This window comes from Cohnella sp. OV330, from assembly GCF_900112065.1.
Taxonomy (GTDB): domain Bacteria; phylum Bacillota; class Bacilli; order Paenibacillales; family Paenibacillaceae; genus Cohnella.
Genome location: NZ_FOKE01000004.1, coordinates 33,273 through 48,911, shown reverse-complemented (window position 1 = coordinate 48,911; position 15,639 = coordinate 33,273). Strand labels below are relative to the sequence as shown.

Annotated in this window: 10 protein-coding genes and 1 riboswitch; of the genes, 7 read left to right on the top strand and 3 right to left on the bottom strand. The window is 59.0% G+C overall.

All coding sequences use genetic code 11. From position 1 onward, the window contains the following. Positions 1-1,110, bottom strand: a complete 1,110-nt coding sequence (gene gcvT / locus BM235_RS10150; RefSeq protein WP_090112400.1) for a glycine cleavage system aminomethyltransferase GcvT — start codon at positions 1,108-1,110, stop codon at positions 1-3. Between the two features lie 221 nt (positions 1,111-1,331). After that, a riboswitch (glycine riboswitch) is annotated at positions 1,332-1,436 on the bottom strand. Positions 1,437-1,548: 112 nt separating this feature from the next. On the opposite strand from gcvT, the gene BM235_RS10145 reads away from it, so the two are divergent. Beyond that, positions 1,549-2,649, top strand: a complete 1,101-nt coding sequence (locus BM235_RS10145) for a threonine aldolase family protein (RefSeq protein ID WP_090112398.1) — start codon at positions 1,549-1,551, stop codon at positions 2,647-2,649. A gap of 13 nt (positions 2,650-2,662) precedes the next feature. On the opposite strand, the gene BM235_RS10140 is transcribed toward BM235_RS10145, so the two are convergent. Beyond that, the gene (locus BM235_RS10140) at positions 2,663-3,751 is read right to left on the bottom strand and encodes a permease (RefSeq protein ID WP_090112396.1); all 1,089 of its coding nucleotides are present in this window, start codon (positions 3,749-3,751) and stop codon (positions 2,663-2,665) included. Positions 3,752-3,844: 93 nt separating this feature from the next. On the opposite strand from BM235_RS10140, the gene BM235_RS10135 reads away from it, so the two are divergent. The 3 genes from BM235_RS10135 to BM235_RS10130 all read left to right on the top strand — a co-directional run bounded on the left by BM235_RS10135 (position 3,845) and on the right by BM235_RS10130 (position 6,637). After that, positions 3,845-5,116 carry an erythromycin esterase family protein gene (locus BM235_RS10135; protein WP_090112394.1) on the top strand — a complete coding sequence of 424 codons (1,272 nt, stop codon included), beginning with the start codon at positions 3,845-3,847 and terminating at the stop codon, positions 5,114-5,116. 35 nt (positions 5,117-5,151) lie between these two features. Then, positions 5,152-5,313, top strand: a complete 162-nt coding sequence (locus tag BM235_RS32010) for a hypothetical protein (protein ID WP_158543752.1) — start codon at positions 5,152-5,154, stop codon at positions 5,311-5,313. A 523-nt stretch (positions 5,314-5,836) separates the two neighbouring features. Next, positions 5,837-6,637 (top strand): tyrosine-protein phosphatase, encoded by an 801-nt coding sequence (locus tag BM235_RS10130; RefSeq protein ID WP_255374303.1) that lies wholly within the window; start codon positions 5,837-5,839, stop codon positions 6,635-6,637. An 80-nt stretch (positions 6,638-6,717) separates the two neighbouring features. On the opposite strand, the gene BM235_RS10125 is transcribed toward BM235_RS10130, so the two are convergent. Continuing rightward, positions 6,718-7,518, bottom strand: coding sequence for a COG4705 family protein (locus tag BM235_RS10125; RefSeq protein ID WP_090112392.1), 801 nt, complete (start codon positions 7,516-7,518; stop codon positions 6,718-6,720). A 317-nt stretch (positions 7,519-7,835) separates the two neighbouring features. Here BM235_RS10125 and BM235_RS10120 point away from each other — a divergent pair, with 317 nt between their 5' ends. The 3 genes from BM235_RS10120 to BM235_RS10110 all read left to right on the top strand — a co-directional run bounded on the left by BM235_RS10120 (position 7,836) and on the right by BM235_RS10110 (position 15,556). Continuing rightward, positions 7,836-8,483 (top strand): phosphatase PAP2 family protein, encoded by a 648-nt coding sequence (locus tag BM235_RS10120; RefSeq protein ID WP_090112390.1) that lies wholly within the window; start codon positions 7,836-7,838, stop codon positions 8,481-8,483. Between the two features lie 175 nt (positions 8,484-8,658). Further along, the gene (hepB, locus tag BM235_RS32940) at positions 8,659-13,719 is read left to right on the top strand and encodes a heparin/heparin-sulfate lyase HepB (protein ID WP_090112388.1); all 5,061 of its coding nucleotides are present in this window, start codon (positions 8,659-8,661) and stop codon (positions 13,717-13,719) included. Between the two features lie 196 nt (positions 13,720-13,915). Further along, complete coding sequence (locus BM235_RS10110) at positions 13,916-15,556, top strand: extracellular solute-binding protein (protein WP_158543753.1); 1,641 nt, start codon at positions 13,916-13,918, stop codon at positions 15,554-15,556. The last annotated feature ends 83 nt before the right edge of the window (positions 15,557-15,639 follow it).

Genomic DNA, 15,639 nt, shown 5'->3' with positions numbered 1-15,639 from the left:
TCACTCCTTGGGCAGTCTCTTATAGAAAGGGGTCTTGATCACTTCGGCCTTCAGCCGCTTGCCGCGAATCTCGAGTTCGAGCCCGGTGCCGAGGGCGGCGTGCGCGGAATCGACCAGGGCGAGGCCCAGGCTGCGCTTCAGCGTCGGGGATTGGGTCCCCGTCGTCACTTCGCCGATCTGCGTATCTCCCGCGAAGACCGGATAGTGAGAGCGGGGGATGCCTCTGTCGATCATCTCGATGCCGACCAGCTTGCGCGGCAAACCTGCTTCCTTTTGCGCGACCAACGCGTCCTTGCCAATAAAGTCGTCCTTGTCAAGCTTGACGAAAAAGCCTACGCCGGCTTCCAGCGGGGTGATCGTATCCGACAGCTCTTGCCCGTACAGCGGCAGGCGCGCTTCGAAGCGAAGCGTATCGCGGGCGCCAAGTCCGGCGGGTACGAGTCCAAGCGGTTCTCCGGCTGACATGAGCGCCTGCCAGACGTCGCCGGCACGGTCGGCGGAGACATAGATCTCGAAGCCGTCCTCGCCCGTATAACCGGTCCGGGAGATCAGCGCGTCGACGCCCGCCAGCGGCATATCCTTTTTGAAATGGAAGGCGGAAAGCGCCAGTACGTCCGGCGACGCGCCGGCAGCCTGAAGGATCTCCGCGGCGCGAGGCCCTTGAAGGGCGAGCAGGGCGTATCGGTCCGAAGCGTTCTCGAGCGATACGTCATCAATCAGATGCGAACGCATCCATTCGAAGTCCTTGTCGATGTTGGAGGCGTTCACGACGGCCATATATCGATCCGCCGCGATCCGGTAGACGAGCAGGTCGTCCACGACGCCGCCGTCCGGGTAGCACATGAGCGTGTACTGCGCCTGGCCGTCCGCCAGCTTCGAGACGTCGTTGGTCGTCACTCGCTGCAAGAAGCGTTCCGCATGTTCGCCCGATATGAGGAACTCTCCCATGTGGGAAACATCGAACAGGCCGGCTTGCTGACGAACCGCGTCATGCTCCTTCTGGATCCCCGAAAATTGCACGGGAAGCTCCCAGCCCCCGAAGTCGATGCAGCGGACGCCGGGAAGATCGGCATATACCGGGTAAAGCGGGGTCCTTTTCAAATCGGTCATCGTTTTCGTTTCGCCTCCTGGATTCAATTCTCGTTCTCGAACGGTCTCGCTTGGACGCAAAAAAGGACAGCCGCAAAAAGAAAGCGCGCCCCCAGCCGAAGCTGCCTGCGTCTTCTTTTCGCTCTGTCCTTTGTACCTGAGAGTTACCTTAGATCCGGAACCGGAGCTAAGTTTCCCCGTGGGTGATCCCGCGTCTTGCCGCGGAATGCTCTCCAGAGTCGCGTCCGGCAAAGGTCCTTTTGCCTGAGAGATTCTCCTCCTAAGAGGGTTACTCCTTCGGCGCCGCCTCCAAGTCCTTCATGGGCGATCTCTCCCGTTGCCATCATCCGCACCTATGCTATTGTTGGTTACAGTCTATTCATACATGAGTCTGGGAGGAAGTGTCAACGATAAATTGCATGGTATACTGGGAAAACCGAAAAAGGGGAGGGCATCGACATGAAAAGCAGCATAACGCTGGCGGATGCGTTCAAAAACAGCAAGCATCCGGTCGTCGGCCACGGCAAGCGGAACGTCCGGGTGCTGCTGGACGCGTTCGAGGGCAAGGACGGAAACGAAGACAGCGACATGTACGGAAAAGGGGAGACGATCGAGCGATTCCAGGCAAAGATGGCCGCTTATTTGGGCAAGCCGGAAGCCGTCTTTTTCCCGAGCGGAACGATGGCGCAGCAGATCGCGCTGCGGATTCATTGCGACGAGACGGGGAAGCGGAAGGTCGCTTATCATCCGCTAAGCCATCTCGAGAATCACGAGGAGGACGGCTTGAAGGAGCTGCACCGGCTCGAGACGGTGCTCTTGGCCGATCGCGATCGGCTCATCCGGCTTGATGACGTTCGGCTGCTCGGCGAAGACGTCGCCTGTCTGCTGCTCGAGCTGCCTCAGCGAGAGATCGGCGGACAGCTGCCCCCTTATGCGGAGCTTGAAGAAATTTCGGCCTATTGCCGCGGGCGCGGCGTCCGCCTGCATCTGGACGGCGCGCGCTTGTTCGAGATTTTGCCTTACTATGGGAAGTCCGCGGCGGAGATCTGCGCGCTGTTCGACAGCGTCTACGTATCGTTTTATAAAGGGCTAGGCGGCGTCGCCGGCGCGATATTGGCGGGAAATGCGGCGCTGACCGAGCGTTCGAAGATATGGAAGCGGCGGCACGGCGGGGATCTGATCAGCCTGTATCCGTACGTGATCAGCTCGGATTATTACTTCGACAGGCGGATCGGCAAAATGGCGCAATATTACGAGGAAGCGAAGGCGCTGGCGAAAATGTACAACGAGTGTGCGGATACGATCCGTACCGTCCCGGCCGTGCCGGCGTCCAATATGTTCCACGTCCATGCGGGCATTCCGAAGGAAGCGATGGAGTCGATCTTAGCCGGCGTAAGCGAGGAGACAGGCGTCGGCTTTACCGCCTGGGTCAAGGCGCTGGACGATGGCGGCAGCGCCTATGAAGTGAGCATCGGCGACCGCTACGCGGCCGTACCGGAGGACCGGTTGCGCGAAGCGTTCGCGCTGCTGCGGGATAAGCTGCGATCCTATTCCGCTTAAGGAAACGCCGAGGTCATAGCCATAGCCGGCCGACGTAGCCGCTCGCCATGGCGAGCAAGACGACCGATACGGCCACGAACAGCAGCGCCTTGCGCGGAAACGACCTCGACACGAGCAGCAAAGAAGGCAAGCTAACGGCCGGCAAGGCGATCAGCAACGTCGATGCAATGCCTTTGTCGATGGCCAAGAATGACTGGGCGATCGGAATCTCGGCGGCCGTCGGGATGACGAAAAGCGTGCCGACGATCGCGAACAGCGCGATGGCGAACGCGCCTTCGGTCGCCCAGGACGGAAACAGCAGCTGCTGGAGCAGTCCGGTCAGAAAGACGGCGGCTACGTAGATCGGCGCCATGCGCGCGAACAGGATGGCGAAGCTGCGCGGCCATCGCAGCCATAGCGGGGCGGCATCGGCCGGCCGCAGCTCGCCGGCCGCTTCCGTTTGGGCGCGCACGAGCGCATCGAGCTTGGCCGGATCGGCGAAGCGGCCCGCCGCGTAGCTGACGCCGAAGGTCAGGAGCAAGCCGAAAACGAGCCGAAGCACGGTGAATTTCCACGGCAGCACCGCCGCCATGAATACGAGCGTAGCGGGATTCAGCATCGGATTGCCGATCCAGAACGCCAGCGCGGCGCCGACGGACACGCGCTGCCTGCGCATGCCCGCCGCGATCGGCGCGGCGCAGCAGGAGCACATCATGCCGGGCAGCGAAGCGGCGCCGCCGATGAGCGTGCTCTTGACGTTCATGCCGCCGAGCGCCCGCTTCAGCCAATCCGCAGGCAGCATCGCCTGGACCATCGAGGACACGATCATGCCGAGCAGGGCGGCTTTCCAGACGGCATTAAAATAGGTTAGGCTGTAGCGCCAAGCCTCCTGCCAGACGGACGCCCCTCCTTCGTCGGCGCCGGAGCCGAGGATCGACGAGCCTAGCGTATGATGATGAATCGCGTTCGTCGCTTTTATAAAATAGGGCCACCATTTGACGTAGGCCAGTCCTGCTGCGGTCACGACCGCGAAAACGAGCAGGATCGCGAGGGTCCGGCGGCGGAGCAGGCGGGCTTCGTTGTCGTTATCGTTGTCGGTGCGCGCCGTCGAATTTGAATGCATCGGGTCTCACTCCTTGCGCGGGTATCGGGCTTAAAGACAAGGAGCATTATAACATAGGCGATGCCATTCGTTTAAAAGCGACGGGGGACCGAAATGCGCAAAAAGGAAATCGAGGCGCTTGAAGCGCTGGAGCGGCTTGCGGTCCCTTATCAAGGGGCGGTTCAAGCGGATGCGCTCGTCGATCGGGCGGGCGAAGCCACATTCGTGTTAATCGGCGAAGCCTCGCACGGGACGTCGGAGTTTTACGTCGAGCGGGCTGAGCTGTCTAAGCGGCTCATAATGGAAAAGGGTTTTAAGTTTATCGCGGTCGAGGGCGATTGGCCTTCTTGTTTTGTCCTCAACCGTTATGTAAAAGGCGATGCCTCTGCCGGCTCGATCGCGGCGGACGCGCTGCGGGAATTTGCTCGCTGGCCGACCTGGATGTGGGCGAATCGCGAGATCGCCGCGTTCGCCGACTGGCTCCGCGTATACAACGACGGCAGAGCCGAAGAAGACAAGGTCGGTTTTTACGGCGTCGATCTGTACAGCTTGTGGGAGTCGATGGACGAGATTCTGAAGTACCTCGGGGAAAAAGACGGCGCGGACCTGGAAGCGGCCAAACGCGCCTTCGAATGCTTCGAGCCGCACGGGCGGGAGGAGCAGCAGTACGGGATCGCGGCCAACTTCTACGGGGAAGGCTGCGAGGCGGAAGTGGTAGCGCTGCTGCGCAAGCTGCAGGATAAATGGAAGACCGCGCGTTCTGGCGACCGCGAGGACGCGCTTGCCGCGGAGCTGAATGCGCTCGCGGTGAAAGGCGCTGAGGATTACTACCGGACGATGATCCGTCACGACGCGGAATCATGGAACGTGCGCGACCGGCACATGATCGCGGCGCTTGAGCGGCTCATGGCGTATCACGGGCCGGCGGCGCGGTCCATCGTCTGGGCGCACAATACGCACGTCGGCGACGCGCGCGCGACGGATATGGCCGAAGAGGGCATGGTGAACGTCGGCCAGCTGCTGCGCGAGACGCATGGCGCCGAGGTTTATGCCATCGGCTTCGGTACGTACGAAGGCCGCGTGATCGCGGGCCGCGGATGGGGACGGCCGCTCGAGGCGATGAAGGTTCCTCCGGCACAGCCCGGAAGCCTCGAAGCGCTGCTTCACCGGCTCGAGCCTGCCGACAAGTTGCTCCTGCTCGGCGATGCGGAGCAAGTACTGCGCGAGTCGCCGCTTGGTCACCGTGCGATCGGCGTCGTTTATCATCCCGAATACGAACGGGGCAACTACGTGCCTACGGCGTTGGCGGAACGTTACGACGCGTTTATTTTCTTGGATCGGACGACCGCGCTATCGCCGCTCGCGGTAGAAGCGGCTTTTTCCTAGCACCGTCCTATTCGAACGCCGAAGGAGGCGAACATATGCCAAACGATAAGGAATTGCACGATTTGAAAACAGAGCAAGCCGGCATCGTCGATCAACATGAGACGCGGGTTGTCGACGAGCCGGTGCTGATCGAGCCGCCGGAGGTCAGTCCCGGGCCTTACGGCAAACGGACGCAGGAAGCCGGCAAGCGGAGATAATAACAAGAATGTAATTCGCCGCTGTAAGCAAGAAAAGCAGATCGCCCGCAGTTCGTTTTTACACAAGGATCGATTAGCGTCGTTAAATTTACACACCCCTCGACTGTCGTTGACAAAACGTTAACGACCCGCTTGTATACTAATCCGGAAATGATGTATACAACAGTCTTTGGAGGGGTTTCAATCATGAGGCAAGCAACCAAGCTTTCGACCGCTATTTTATCCTTGTCGATCTTGCTCGGCGCGATCGCCGCGCCGACGACAGGCTTCGCTGCGACTGCGCAAGCAACGGCTTCGCAGGCCAAGAAAAGCGGCGACTTTACGCAAGCCATCGTCGAACGGAACGGCAAAGGACAGCTCGTCATTCATTGGAAAACGAACGCGGATCTCGGACCGGCCAAAGTTTATTGGAGCGCTTCGCCGGATAACATCGAGAAAAACGGCAAGCTGCTTGCCGCTACTTATACGCGCTACGGCGGACACGTCGCCGTGGATCCGAAGCCGGGCGCCCGGATTTACTTCTTTGATCAAAGCCGGCAACGGCGCTACGATCGCGGCATCCGAGCGCCATGTCGACCTGGAGGGGGCGGCCAACTTCCGCGACTTGGGCGGCTATTCGACGACGGACGGACGTACGGTCAAATGGGGCAAGCTGTTCCGCGCGGACGCGATCGGCCGCCTGACGGACGCCGATCAGAAAAAGCTGCAAAGCATGGGCCTGACGACGGACGTCGATTATCGCACGGACGCCGAAGTGAAGTCGCTGCCCGATCCGGTCATTAAGGGCGTTAACTATGTGCGCACCGACGAAGGCAATCCGGGAAGCAACACCGATTTCGGCACGATTCTCGCTTCCGGCTTGATGAAGGACAAGGAAAGCGCCGTTCAGATGATGGTTCAAGGCAACAAGTCGATGGTCGACAATCCGAAGTTTTACGTCCAGCTGATGGAGCTGCTGAACGATCCCAAGAACTTGGCGCTCGTGCAGCATTGCACCGCCGGCAAAGATCGCACCGGTCTGGGCTCCGCGATTATCCTGCTCACGCTGGGCGTCGACGAGAAGACGGTCATGGAAGACTACCTGCTGTCTAACGTTTACAATGCGGCGAACAATCAAAAGTCGATCGAAGCTTTGAAGACGCAGGTACAGGATACGAATGTCATCGAAGCCGTCACCGCGCTAATGGGCGTGCAAAAGGAGTTCCTGCAAGCGTCGCTCGACGAAATGAAGGCGAAGTACGGCTCGATCGACAAGTTCATCGAAGAAGGACTCGGCGTTACGCAGCAGGAACGCGCCAAGCTGAAGGCCATGTACACGGAATAGGTTCCTGCTGCGCGATCCCTATGCCAAATAACGAAAAAGCGAGACGGAGAGCCGTATTCACGGTTCGCCGTCTCGCTTTTTCATGATGCGACCCTGCTGCGCGAATCCGATTCCTCGACGCTAGGCGCCTTCCCTCCTCGAAACGCCACGAGTATGACGATCAGAATCGTCAACACGAGGCTCACTTCCCCTTTGCCGTATCCTAACCCGCCGCTATCTCGCGCCGCGGAGAGCCAGTCCGCAAAGGAGGCGCCGACCGGACGGGTCATGATGTAAGCGAACCAAAACGCCGCAATTTCGTTTAGTCCGAACCACTTGTAGGCGATAATCGGAATGGCCAGAATGGCAGCGAACATCAGGCCCGAAGTCAAATATCCCAGGTGCAAGGAGGATGCCGTCATATCGCCGGCCGCCGTGCCCAACGCGAAAGTCGTCAGCACCATGAGCCAATAAAAAATTTCTCTGCGGCGCGTAACGATACGATGCACGGACAAGGTTTTCTCCTTGGCATACCAGGTCGAGAGGACCGCCGCGAGGGCCGCTACAAAAAATACGGTCGATGCGACGTAAGGAATGCCGAGTCCGACGCGCACGACGTCAGCGGCCATCGTTCCGAAGATGCTGACCATGACGACGACCAGCCAATACACCCAAGGCACGAACCGGCGCGCTTTGAATTGAAGCACCATCGCCGCGATAAAGATCGCGACGCTGACCGGCGCGGATACGAGCGGATTTAATCGCTCGAATAAAAAATCGGAAGCCACCTCGCCCATTCCGGTCGTCAGCAGCTTGATGATCCAGAAATAAATCGTAATTTCCGGGACTTTGGCGCTTGCCGAACGAACCGTTTCTAACATTGCCGAGATCGATTTGCCCATTCTGCTCCATCTCCTTTACCTACTCCTGTCCTGGTCCCGAACAGCATAGCGTCCAGTTGTTAAAATGGTCTTAACTGGAGCGCTTAATAAATGTTAATCTTGGCTTCACCGCTTGTTTAGATGTCGAGATTAGCGTAAGGCGCAGGCGAAGAGGAGTTCGACAATGCGGCGGCGATCGGTTATATTTCGGAGGCCGTCGCCGTAGTGCCGAAATCGGAAATGCTAATCATTGGCTGGCAGGCTGTCGCCGTGCCGTCGTCCGCGGTCGCCGCAGCTTTCTTCGCAGCAGTCGTTAAAAGACGAGGGAGATCTTATCGATGAAGTTTACGCTTAAGCTGAGCGCGGCTTTGCTGCTCAGCATTCTGTTCGCCGCGGGGTTCGGCCTCGTTGCGTTGTTGGTCGGCTTCCATCGTTTGAACGTATTCGACCGGTCGATCATTCGCTTCGTGCAAGGGTTCGAGTCTCCGGCGCTTTCGCATGTCATGAAGTTTTTCACGGCCATCGGGGTTGGCTTTCCTGTAACGGCGATCGCTGTCGTCATCGTTTTGTTCTTGTTTTTCGTGCTGAAGCACCGGCGGGAGCTGATTCTGTTTGTTTTCGTGCTAGGCGGATCCCAGCTGCTCAACGTGGTTCTGAAGCTCGCGTTCCACCGCGAACGCCCGGATATTCACCGCATCATTCAGGTGGCCGGCTACAGCTTCCCGAGCGGTCACTCGATGGGGGCGTTCAGTCTGTATGGCGTATCGGCGTATTTGCTGTGGAAGCATATCCCGGCACGATGGGGAAGAGCGATCCTGATCGCGGCCGGCGCGGCGCTCGTGTCGGCTATCGGCGTCAGCCGGATTTACTTGGGCGTCCACTACCCGAGCGACGTGATCGGCGGCTATCTGGCCAGCGGATTCTGGCTCGCCTCATCCATCCGGGTGTACCGCAAATACGACAAGCGCCGGGCCAATCGTTCATAACTGAAGGAAAAAGCCGACCTTATGCGGTCGGCTTTTTTACGTTCCAGGTCAAAAAAATACCGCTCGAAAGTCAAATCAGTCCTCTATGATTTTTAGCGGCATGCTTCAATAATGAGTACAACTACGAAGGGTCTAAGGACAGACCAATATAAATGGAGATGAAAGGTGTGAAAGAATGAAAAGATTCATAAGTCTGGTCATGGCCGTTGCGCTTAGTCTGGGGTATTTGCCCGCTTCTGCGCAGCCGGCATCGGCTGCGAATGCAGGACTGGCCAACGGCGGCTTCGAAAGCGGCCTGTCCGGGTGGACGCAGGCCGTCGGCACGACCGGCGTCTCTGCAAGTACGGAGCAGAAGCTATCCGGAAGCGGCAGTCTGAAGGTCGTGGACGCCAGCGCGGGAACGACGATCGCCGTGGAGAGCGACAAGCAAGTTGCGGCCGCGGGACACTACTACTCGGTGACGGGCGCCGTCTATTTGGCTTCGGGCGCGACGAACGTCCAGCTTCGCTTTTACGACGATGCGAACGCGCTCGTCGGGACGCCGTCGTCCGCCTATGTATTCACGCCGCTGAATGCCTGGACGAGCTTCAACGTATCCGCCGAAGCGCCGGCAAATGCCGCCAACTGGAGCTTATACTTAACCACGGGGAACTCGAACACCGGCACTAGCTATTACGACGATCTTCTGGTTTCTGAAAGCGTATTCTCTCCGCTGCCGATCGAAGACACCTTCGACGGCGATCCGACCGGATCGACGCCTGACGCCTACGCTGTCGGCGGCCTTGGACTTGCTGCCGTTACAGATACGCCCGGGAGCGGCAACAAGAGCTTGACGCTGCGAGACCAGCAAGCGTCGACCGCCGGCGTCTCCGCGATTCGGCCGATTCAGCCGCTTACGAGCGGCCGGTATGAGCTGGAGACGCGGTTTCTTTACGCGCCCGACGCGACTGGAGCGGGCAATCAGCTTGCCTTTAATTTGAATCTGCTCGGGAAAAACGCGAGCGGGGCGATGCTGCCCGGCGCGCAAATCAAAATCTTGAACAATGGCGGCGCCAAGATCATTAGCGGCGCAGGCAACGCCGACCTGCCGAACGGCAACGGCTCGCTGGCGACGAACCAATGGTATACGATTCGGATCGCGATCAATATGGACGACAAGAAGTACGACGTCTATATGACCAGCAATGCGATCGAACCCAGCACTTATATCAAGCCGCCGGCCGTTCGCGTCGACGACCATACCGCCGTTTTGAAGGACCGTCCGTTCGTTACGAGCGGGCTCCTCAGCTTGAATCAAATCCAGCTGGAAACGCTGGATAAAACGGGATCGGTTCACTTCGACCGATTGAATCTCGTGCGGCAGCACGGCGTGAGCGGCACGGTGCGGAATGCGGACGGCGAAGGGCTGGCGGGCGCAACCGTCAAAGTGTACGCCGCGGGCGATACCGGCTTTATTTACGCGCTCGACAGCGCTGCGACGGGTGCGGACGGCGTCTATACCTTCGCCAAGGCGGTCAATGACGGCACTTATATACTCCGAGCTTCGCTGCCGGGATATGCGACCGTCTCTCAGACGCTGACCGCATCGGAAGCCGGGATGGCCGGCACGGACCTGGTAATGGTCGAAGCTGAAACGGCGATGCACGCAGTTGGCGGCAAGGCGGTCGAGACAGGCACCGGTCAACCGGTTGCAGGCGCGACGGTTCGGCTGTACGATGAGGCATTCGTCACGCTATACGGCACCGCCACGACGGCGGCCGACGGTACGTTTACGATCGATGCGCAATTATACGACGGCCGTTACCGGCTAAAAGCCGAACAAGCCGGCTACGTGACGACGACCTGGCCTGTCGCGGTATTCGAAGCCGACATGACGGACGAAACGATCGCGATGCCGGCGAAGGCGACCGCGGTTACCGCCGAGACGGTCGTCAAGCCGCCGGAAGGCGTGCATCCGCGTTTGTACGTCAGGGAAGCCGATATTCCCCAACTGCAGGCTAAGCTGACGGATCCGACGATGCAAACGGTATGGAATGCCGTGCTCGCCAATAGCGGAAACGCCTCCTTTACGATTAGCAGCGGCACGACGCTGGATCTCGAAACGTATCCGCTGCCCGAGGCGAAGCAGGCGAGATATGTCCGGATCGTAGGAAAAGGAAACAACGGCGGCTCCTCGGCGCCATGGAACTCCATTACCGAAGCGAGATTATACGGCGCCCCGCAGGGCGGCGGATACGCCAATCTGCCCGTACAGTCGACGACCTGGAGCGCCGCGCAGGACAGCGATCACGGAGGAACGAAAACGCTGGACGGGGACTTCAATACGTATTGGACGGCCGAAGGCGCGGGGCAATGGGTTAAGTACGATCTGGGCGCCGTACAGGAGGTGCACGCGGTCGCGCTGGCTTTCTACAAAGGCAACGTCCGCAATTCATTCTTCGACGTAGACGTATCGACGGACGGTCAAACCTGGACGCGTCTCGATCTGGAGACGGGAGACCGTCCCGAAGGCTGGCTGCCGCCGATCAAAGGCGATTCGAAGACGAATTATATTCTGGGCGTACGCCAGGCGATCGAAGCCGCGGCGCTGCGATATCTCGTGCAAGGCGACGAGGCGCAGGGCGAACGGGCCGTGTCGATGATCAAAAACTTCCTCGGCACCGTCGACTTTACGCCGGCCGAGCAGTACCACCAAGTCGGCGATACGCTCAACGCGGCAGCCATCGTCTACGATTGGTGCTACGATCTAATGGACGATGTAGAACGGTCGTTTGTCATCGCCAAGATGAAGGCGCTGGCTACCGATCTGGAAATGGGCTATCCGCCGCCGTCGAGCGTGCCCGCCGTCGAGAGCCACTACAGCGAGGACCAGCTGCTCAAAAACCTGCTCGCGGCCGGCGTCGCCGTCTACGACGAGGATCCGGGCCACGAGATTTACAACAATGCTGCCGTTCTGCTCATGAATCAATACGTGCCCGTACGCAACTTCTGGTATGAGTCGGGCATGCATCACCAGGGCGATTCCTACGGGATGCAAGGGCGCTACGAGCCCGAGCTTTGGGCGCAGCTCATCATGCGGAAGATGGGCGCCGCCGATATTTTCTCGGAAAAGCAAGGCGACGTCCTGATGCGCGCGATCTATACCCGCAGACCGGACGGCCAGCTCATCCGCGACGGCGATTCCTATCAGGATATTTACACGCCCGATAACAAGACCTGGAAGTATGAAAAGGAGGCCATGCTCGCTTCTTACTTGTACGACAACCCTTACGTGCACGATATGTTCGAGGGCGAATACGTGCCGGGGACGATCGATCCGGTGGCGGAAATGCTGTTCGTCAAGCCGGACCAAGCGACCAGCCCGGCGAGCGAGCTGCCGTTGACCAAGTACTTCGGGTCTCCGATGGGATCGATGGTCGCGCGCACCGGCTGGGACGATCCGACGGCCATCGACAAAAATTCCTCCTCCGTCGTCGCGGAGATGAAAATCGGCGGCTACTGGTTCGGCAACCATCAGCATCTGGATATGGGCAGCTTCCAGCTGTATTATCAAGGCTCGCTCGCGCTGGACAGCGGCATGTACGAAGGTTTGCCTGCGGCAGGCGCGAAGTCCGAATCTTATTTGAGCGCCTACGACCGCAACTACTATAAGCGTACGATCGCGCACAATTCGATGCTCGTCTACGATCCGGCGGAAACTCCCGTCTATCGCGGCCAATCGCTGGCGAACGACGGCGGTCAACGATGGGCGAACGACTCGGGCGCTTACGCGGAAGCCTGGTCGCTCGAGGATTTGGCGGGCAAGGATTACGCCCGCGCCAAGGTGACTGGGCAAGCGTACGGCGGAGGCTCGGACCCGCTCGCCCCTGAATACAGCTACATTAAGGGCGATCTGACGCAGGCCTATTCGGATAAGGTCAGTCAGTTCGATCGTTCGATGATGTTCCTGAACCTGAAGGACGCCGATCATCCCGCAGCGATGGTCGTCTTCGACAAGGTCGTCTCGTCCAACCCGAACTTCAAGAAGACCTGGCTGCTGCATACCGAGGAGGAGCCGACCGTGGACGGCACGGTCACGACCGTGACGAGAAGCGGGAACGGGTACTCCGGCAAGCTCGTGAATGAAACGCTGCTGCCGCTCGCGGACAATGTGAGCATTGAAAAGGTAGGCGGGCCGGGACACGAATTCGAAACGAACGGAACGAATTATCCGCGCATTCCTTCTACGCCAGCCCACTTAAACACGATCGAAGCCGGCGCATGGCGCGTGGAAGTATCGCCTGCAGCAAGCGCGGAGACCGACTACTTCCTGAACGTCATGCAGGTGATGGACGACGGGGAAACGACGGTTCTGCCGAGCCAGCGGCTTGACGCCGATCTGATGACGGGCGTGCAGATCGCGGACCGCGCGGTCTGGTTCAGCAAGAGCGGCCATCGCCTGAACGAATCGGTGACGCTGTCCGTCTACGGTTCCCAGGCGGACATGTCGGTAACCATAGCCGATATGCATGCGGGCAAATGGAAAATTTCGATGCCCGGCCAAACCGACCGTACGGGCGTCGTGAGCGAAGAGGGCGGGGTGCTGGCATTCTCGGCGCCTGCCGGCACGTACACGCTGACGCCAGTAGGCAACGAGCCGATCTCGGACCCGGGCACAACGGGCGTACCGGGCAAGCCGGTCCTGTCGAGCGATAACGGCTATGACACGGGACTTCTGGACGGCAGCTATAAGATTACGATGAATATGTGGTACGGATTCAACGGCTCGATCTACAAATTGTACGAGAACGGTAAGTTAATCGAGACTAGGACGCTTACCGCCCTTTCCCCGTCGGCTCAACTGGCCGAAACGGCAATCGGCGGCAAAGCGAACGGTTCGTATACGTATACTTGCGAGCTAATCAATAGCTACGGTACGACCCCATGTTCGCCGCTGACCGTCTTGGTTAAAGATGCCGCGCCGGGCAAGCCGGCGCTGTCTAACGACAACTGGGACGGGAATGGCGACTATAAGGTGACGATGAACCTGTGGTGGGGGACGAACGCCGCGACTTACAAGCTTTACGAGAATGGCGTTCTTATCGATTCCCAGACCCTTTCGGCCCACACGCCAAACGCGCAATCGGCAGCGACAAGCCTAACGGGACGCGCGAAGGGGACGTACGAATATCGCGTCGAACTCGGCAATGATGCAGGCACTTCGGAAAGCGAAGTCATGAAAGTAACCGTTCGCTAACGGGAAACGGCGGGTCGATTTCGAGAATCTCGGAATCGGCTCGCCGTTCATGCGATACGGATTAAACTGCCGTAACGGCCGTCGAAGTCAAAAAAGTACCGACGAAATGTCAAAGCGCTCGTCTATGAATGCAAGAAGCCATGTCGGATAATGAACGTAGGCAAGCGCAAGATTAAACCGTCGGAAGGTGATGCATTTGAAAAAGTCATTGCTCGTCGTATTATCGGGGGCGACCTTGCTGGCTACGGCCTGCTCGAACAATGGAAAAGAGACAAACGGGGCGGCTTCGAGCCAGCCCGCGACCGGCGCAAGCACGGCGTCGGCATCGGCGACCGCGTCCGAAGCGGCCAAGCCGGAGAAAATCAGCTTGCGCTTCATGGTCCCGGTCGGCACGGAATTCGCCAACGCTACGCTTCCTTCGGCGGACAAAGACTTCGTCAAGCAGGCGATCGAAGAAAAGTTCAACGTGGATCTGAAGCTGGACTACATGGTCGGCGGCGAAGATTACAAGAGCAAGATGAACGTCCAACTGGCCGGAGGCGATATTCCCGACGTGTTCATCGCGGACGGCGCCGCGTCCCAGAAGTACGCGACCGACGGCCTGCTGGCCGACCTGACGCCGTACCTGAACAAGGAAAAGATGCCGAATTACTACAACTGGGTCAAACAGGAGGAGCTCGATTCGTACCAGCTGGTAGGAGGCGGCTTCAACCGCGGCATCCTGCCTTTCATGCGCAACCAGTATCCTGCTTGGTACGTGCGCAAGGATTGGCTCGACAAGCTGAAGCTCGAAATGCCGAAGTCGTACGACGGGATGCTCGAGGTTATGCGCAAGTTCACCAACGAGGATCCGGACGGCAACGGCAAAAAGGATACGTACGGCTTCTCCACGTCGGGCAACGGCGTAAGCGTGCCGCTCGAGTTCCCGCAATGGCTGGCGAACGGCTTCGTGGCCGACTTCCAAATCGCGAACGACGTATTCGTGGACAACCGGACGGACCTGGGCGTGCAGAAGGTTATTCAAGGCATCATCGATATGACGAACGAAGGCATCGTGGATCCGGACTGGTTCCTCAGCAAATACCCGGGTCATCTGGACAAAGCCGCGCAAAATAAGATCGGCATCATCTTTAGCGGCGAAAAGAACGCGGCGCTCGAAGGCGATGCGAACAGTTTGCAGTCCCGCACGAAAGCGATCGATCCGAACGCGGACTGGCAGCCGTTCAATCCGTTCCCGGACCTGCCGGCGATCTGGAAAAACGGCGTGCCTGAAACCTCGGTCATGGTCGGCAAAGCGGTCGCCGATAAAAATCCGGAGAAAGTCGCGCGAGCTTTCGAAGTGCTGAACTGGCTGGCCGGCGAAGAAGGATTCCTGCTGACTCACTACGGTCAGGAAGGCAAGCATTATACGAAAGAAGGCAATAAAATTACGCTCAATCCCGAAGCGTACAACGCGGACATCGCGAACGCAGGCAACTGGCTCGGCATTTACCGCTTCTTCACGCCGGAGGAACCTTCCGTACTCGGCCTGGAGATCAACGATCCGCGCATCTCGCCGCGCGACCAGGCGATCTTGAAGACGGTCGCTTCGTATCCGAAGCACGACGCGCTCCCGCCGGTCTCGCTGCTGCCGCCGGAAGGCACCAACATCGGCGATTTCCGCAAAGAAATGCATCGTCTGCACGTCAAGATGATCTTCGAGGACAAGAGCGCGGCCAAGTGGCCTGAATATCGCGAAGAGCTGATGACGAAGTATACCGGCAGAACGATCTTCCAGGGCTATACGGACCAGATTAATGCCGTGTTGAAGGACAAAAAGCTGAACGCCTTTAAATAAGACAAAAGATAGCCCGTTAGAAGCGCGATATCCGGCAAGGCGAAGAAACTGAAGGCAGCCCCTGAAGGGGTCGGGGCTGCCTT

Coding starts and splice junctions, on each gene's coding strand:
- gcvT (WP_090112400.1), bottom strand. CDS start 1,110: ATGACCGATTTGAAAAGGACCCCGCTTTACCCGGTATATGCCGATCTT.
- BM235_RS10145 (WP_090112398.1), top strand. CDS start 1,549: ATGAAAAGCAGCATAACGCTGGCGGATGCGTTCAAAAACAGCAAGCAT.
- BM235_RS10140 (WP_090112396.1), bottom strand. CDS start 3,751: ATGCATTCAAATTCGACGGCGCGCACCGACAACGATAACGACAACGAA.
- BM235_RS10135 (WP_090112394.1), top strand. CDS start 3,845: ATGCGCAAAAAGGAAATCGAGGCGCTTGAAGCGCTGGAGCGGCTTGCG.
- BM235_RS32010 (WP_158543752.1), top strand. CDS start 5,152: ATGCCAAACGATAAGGAATTGCACGATTTGAAAACAGAGCAAGCCGGC.
- BM235_RS10125 (WP_090112392.1), bottom strand. CDS start 7,518: ATGGGCAAATCGATCTCGGCAATGTTAGAAACGGTTCGTTCGGCAAGC.
- BM235_RS10120 (WP_090112390.1), top strand. CDS start 7,836: ATGAAGTTTACGCTTAAGCTGAGCGCGGCTTTGCTGCTCAGCATTCTG.
- hepB (WP_090112388.1), top strand. CDS start 8,659: ATGAAAAGATTCATAAGTCTGGTCATGGCCGTTGCGCTTAGTCTGGGG.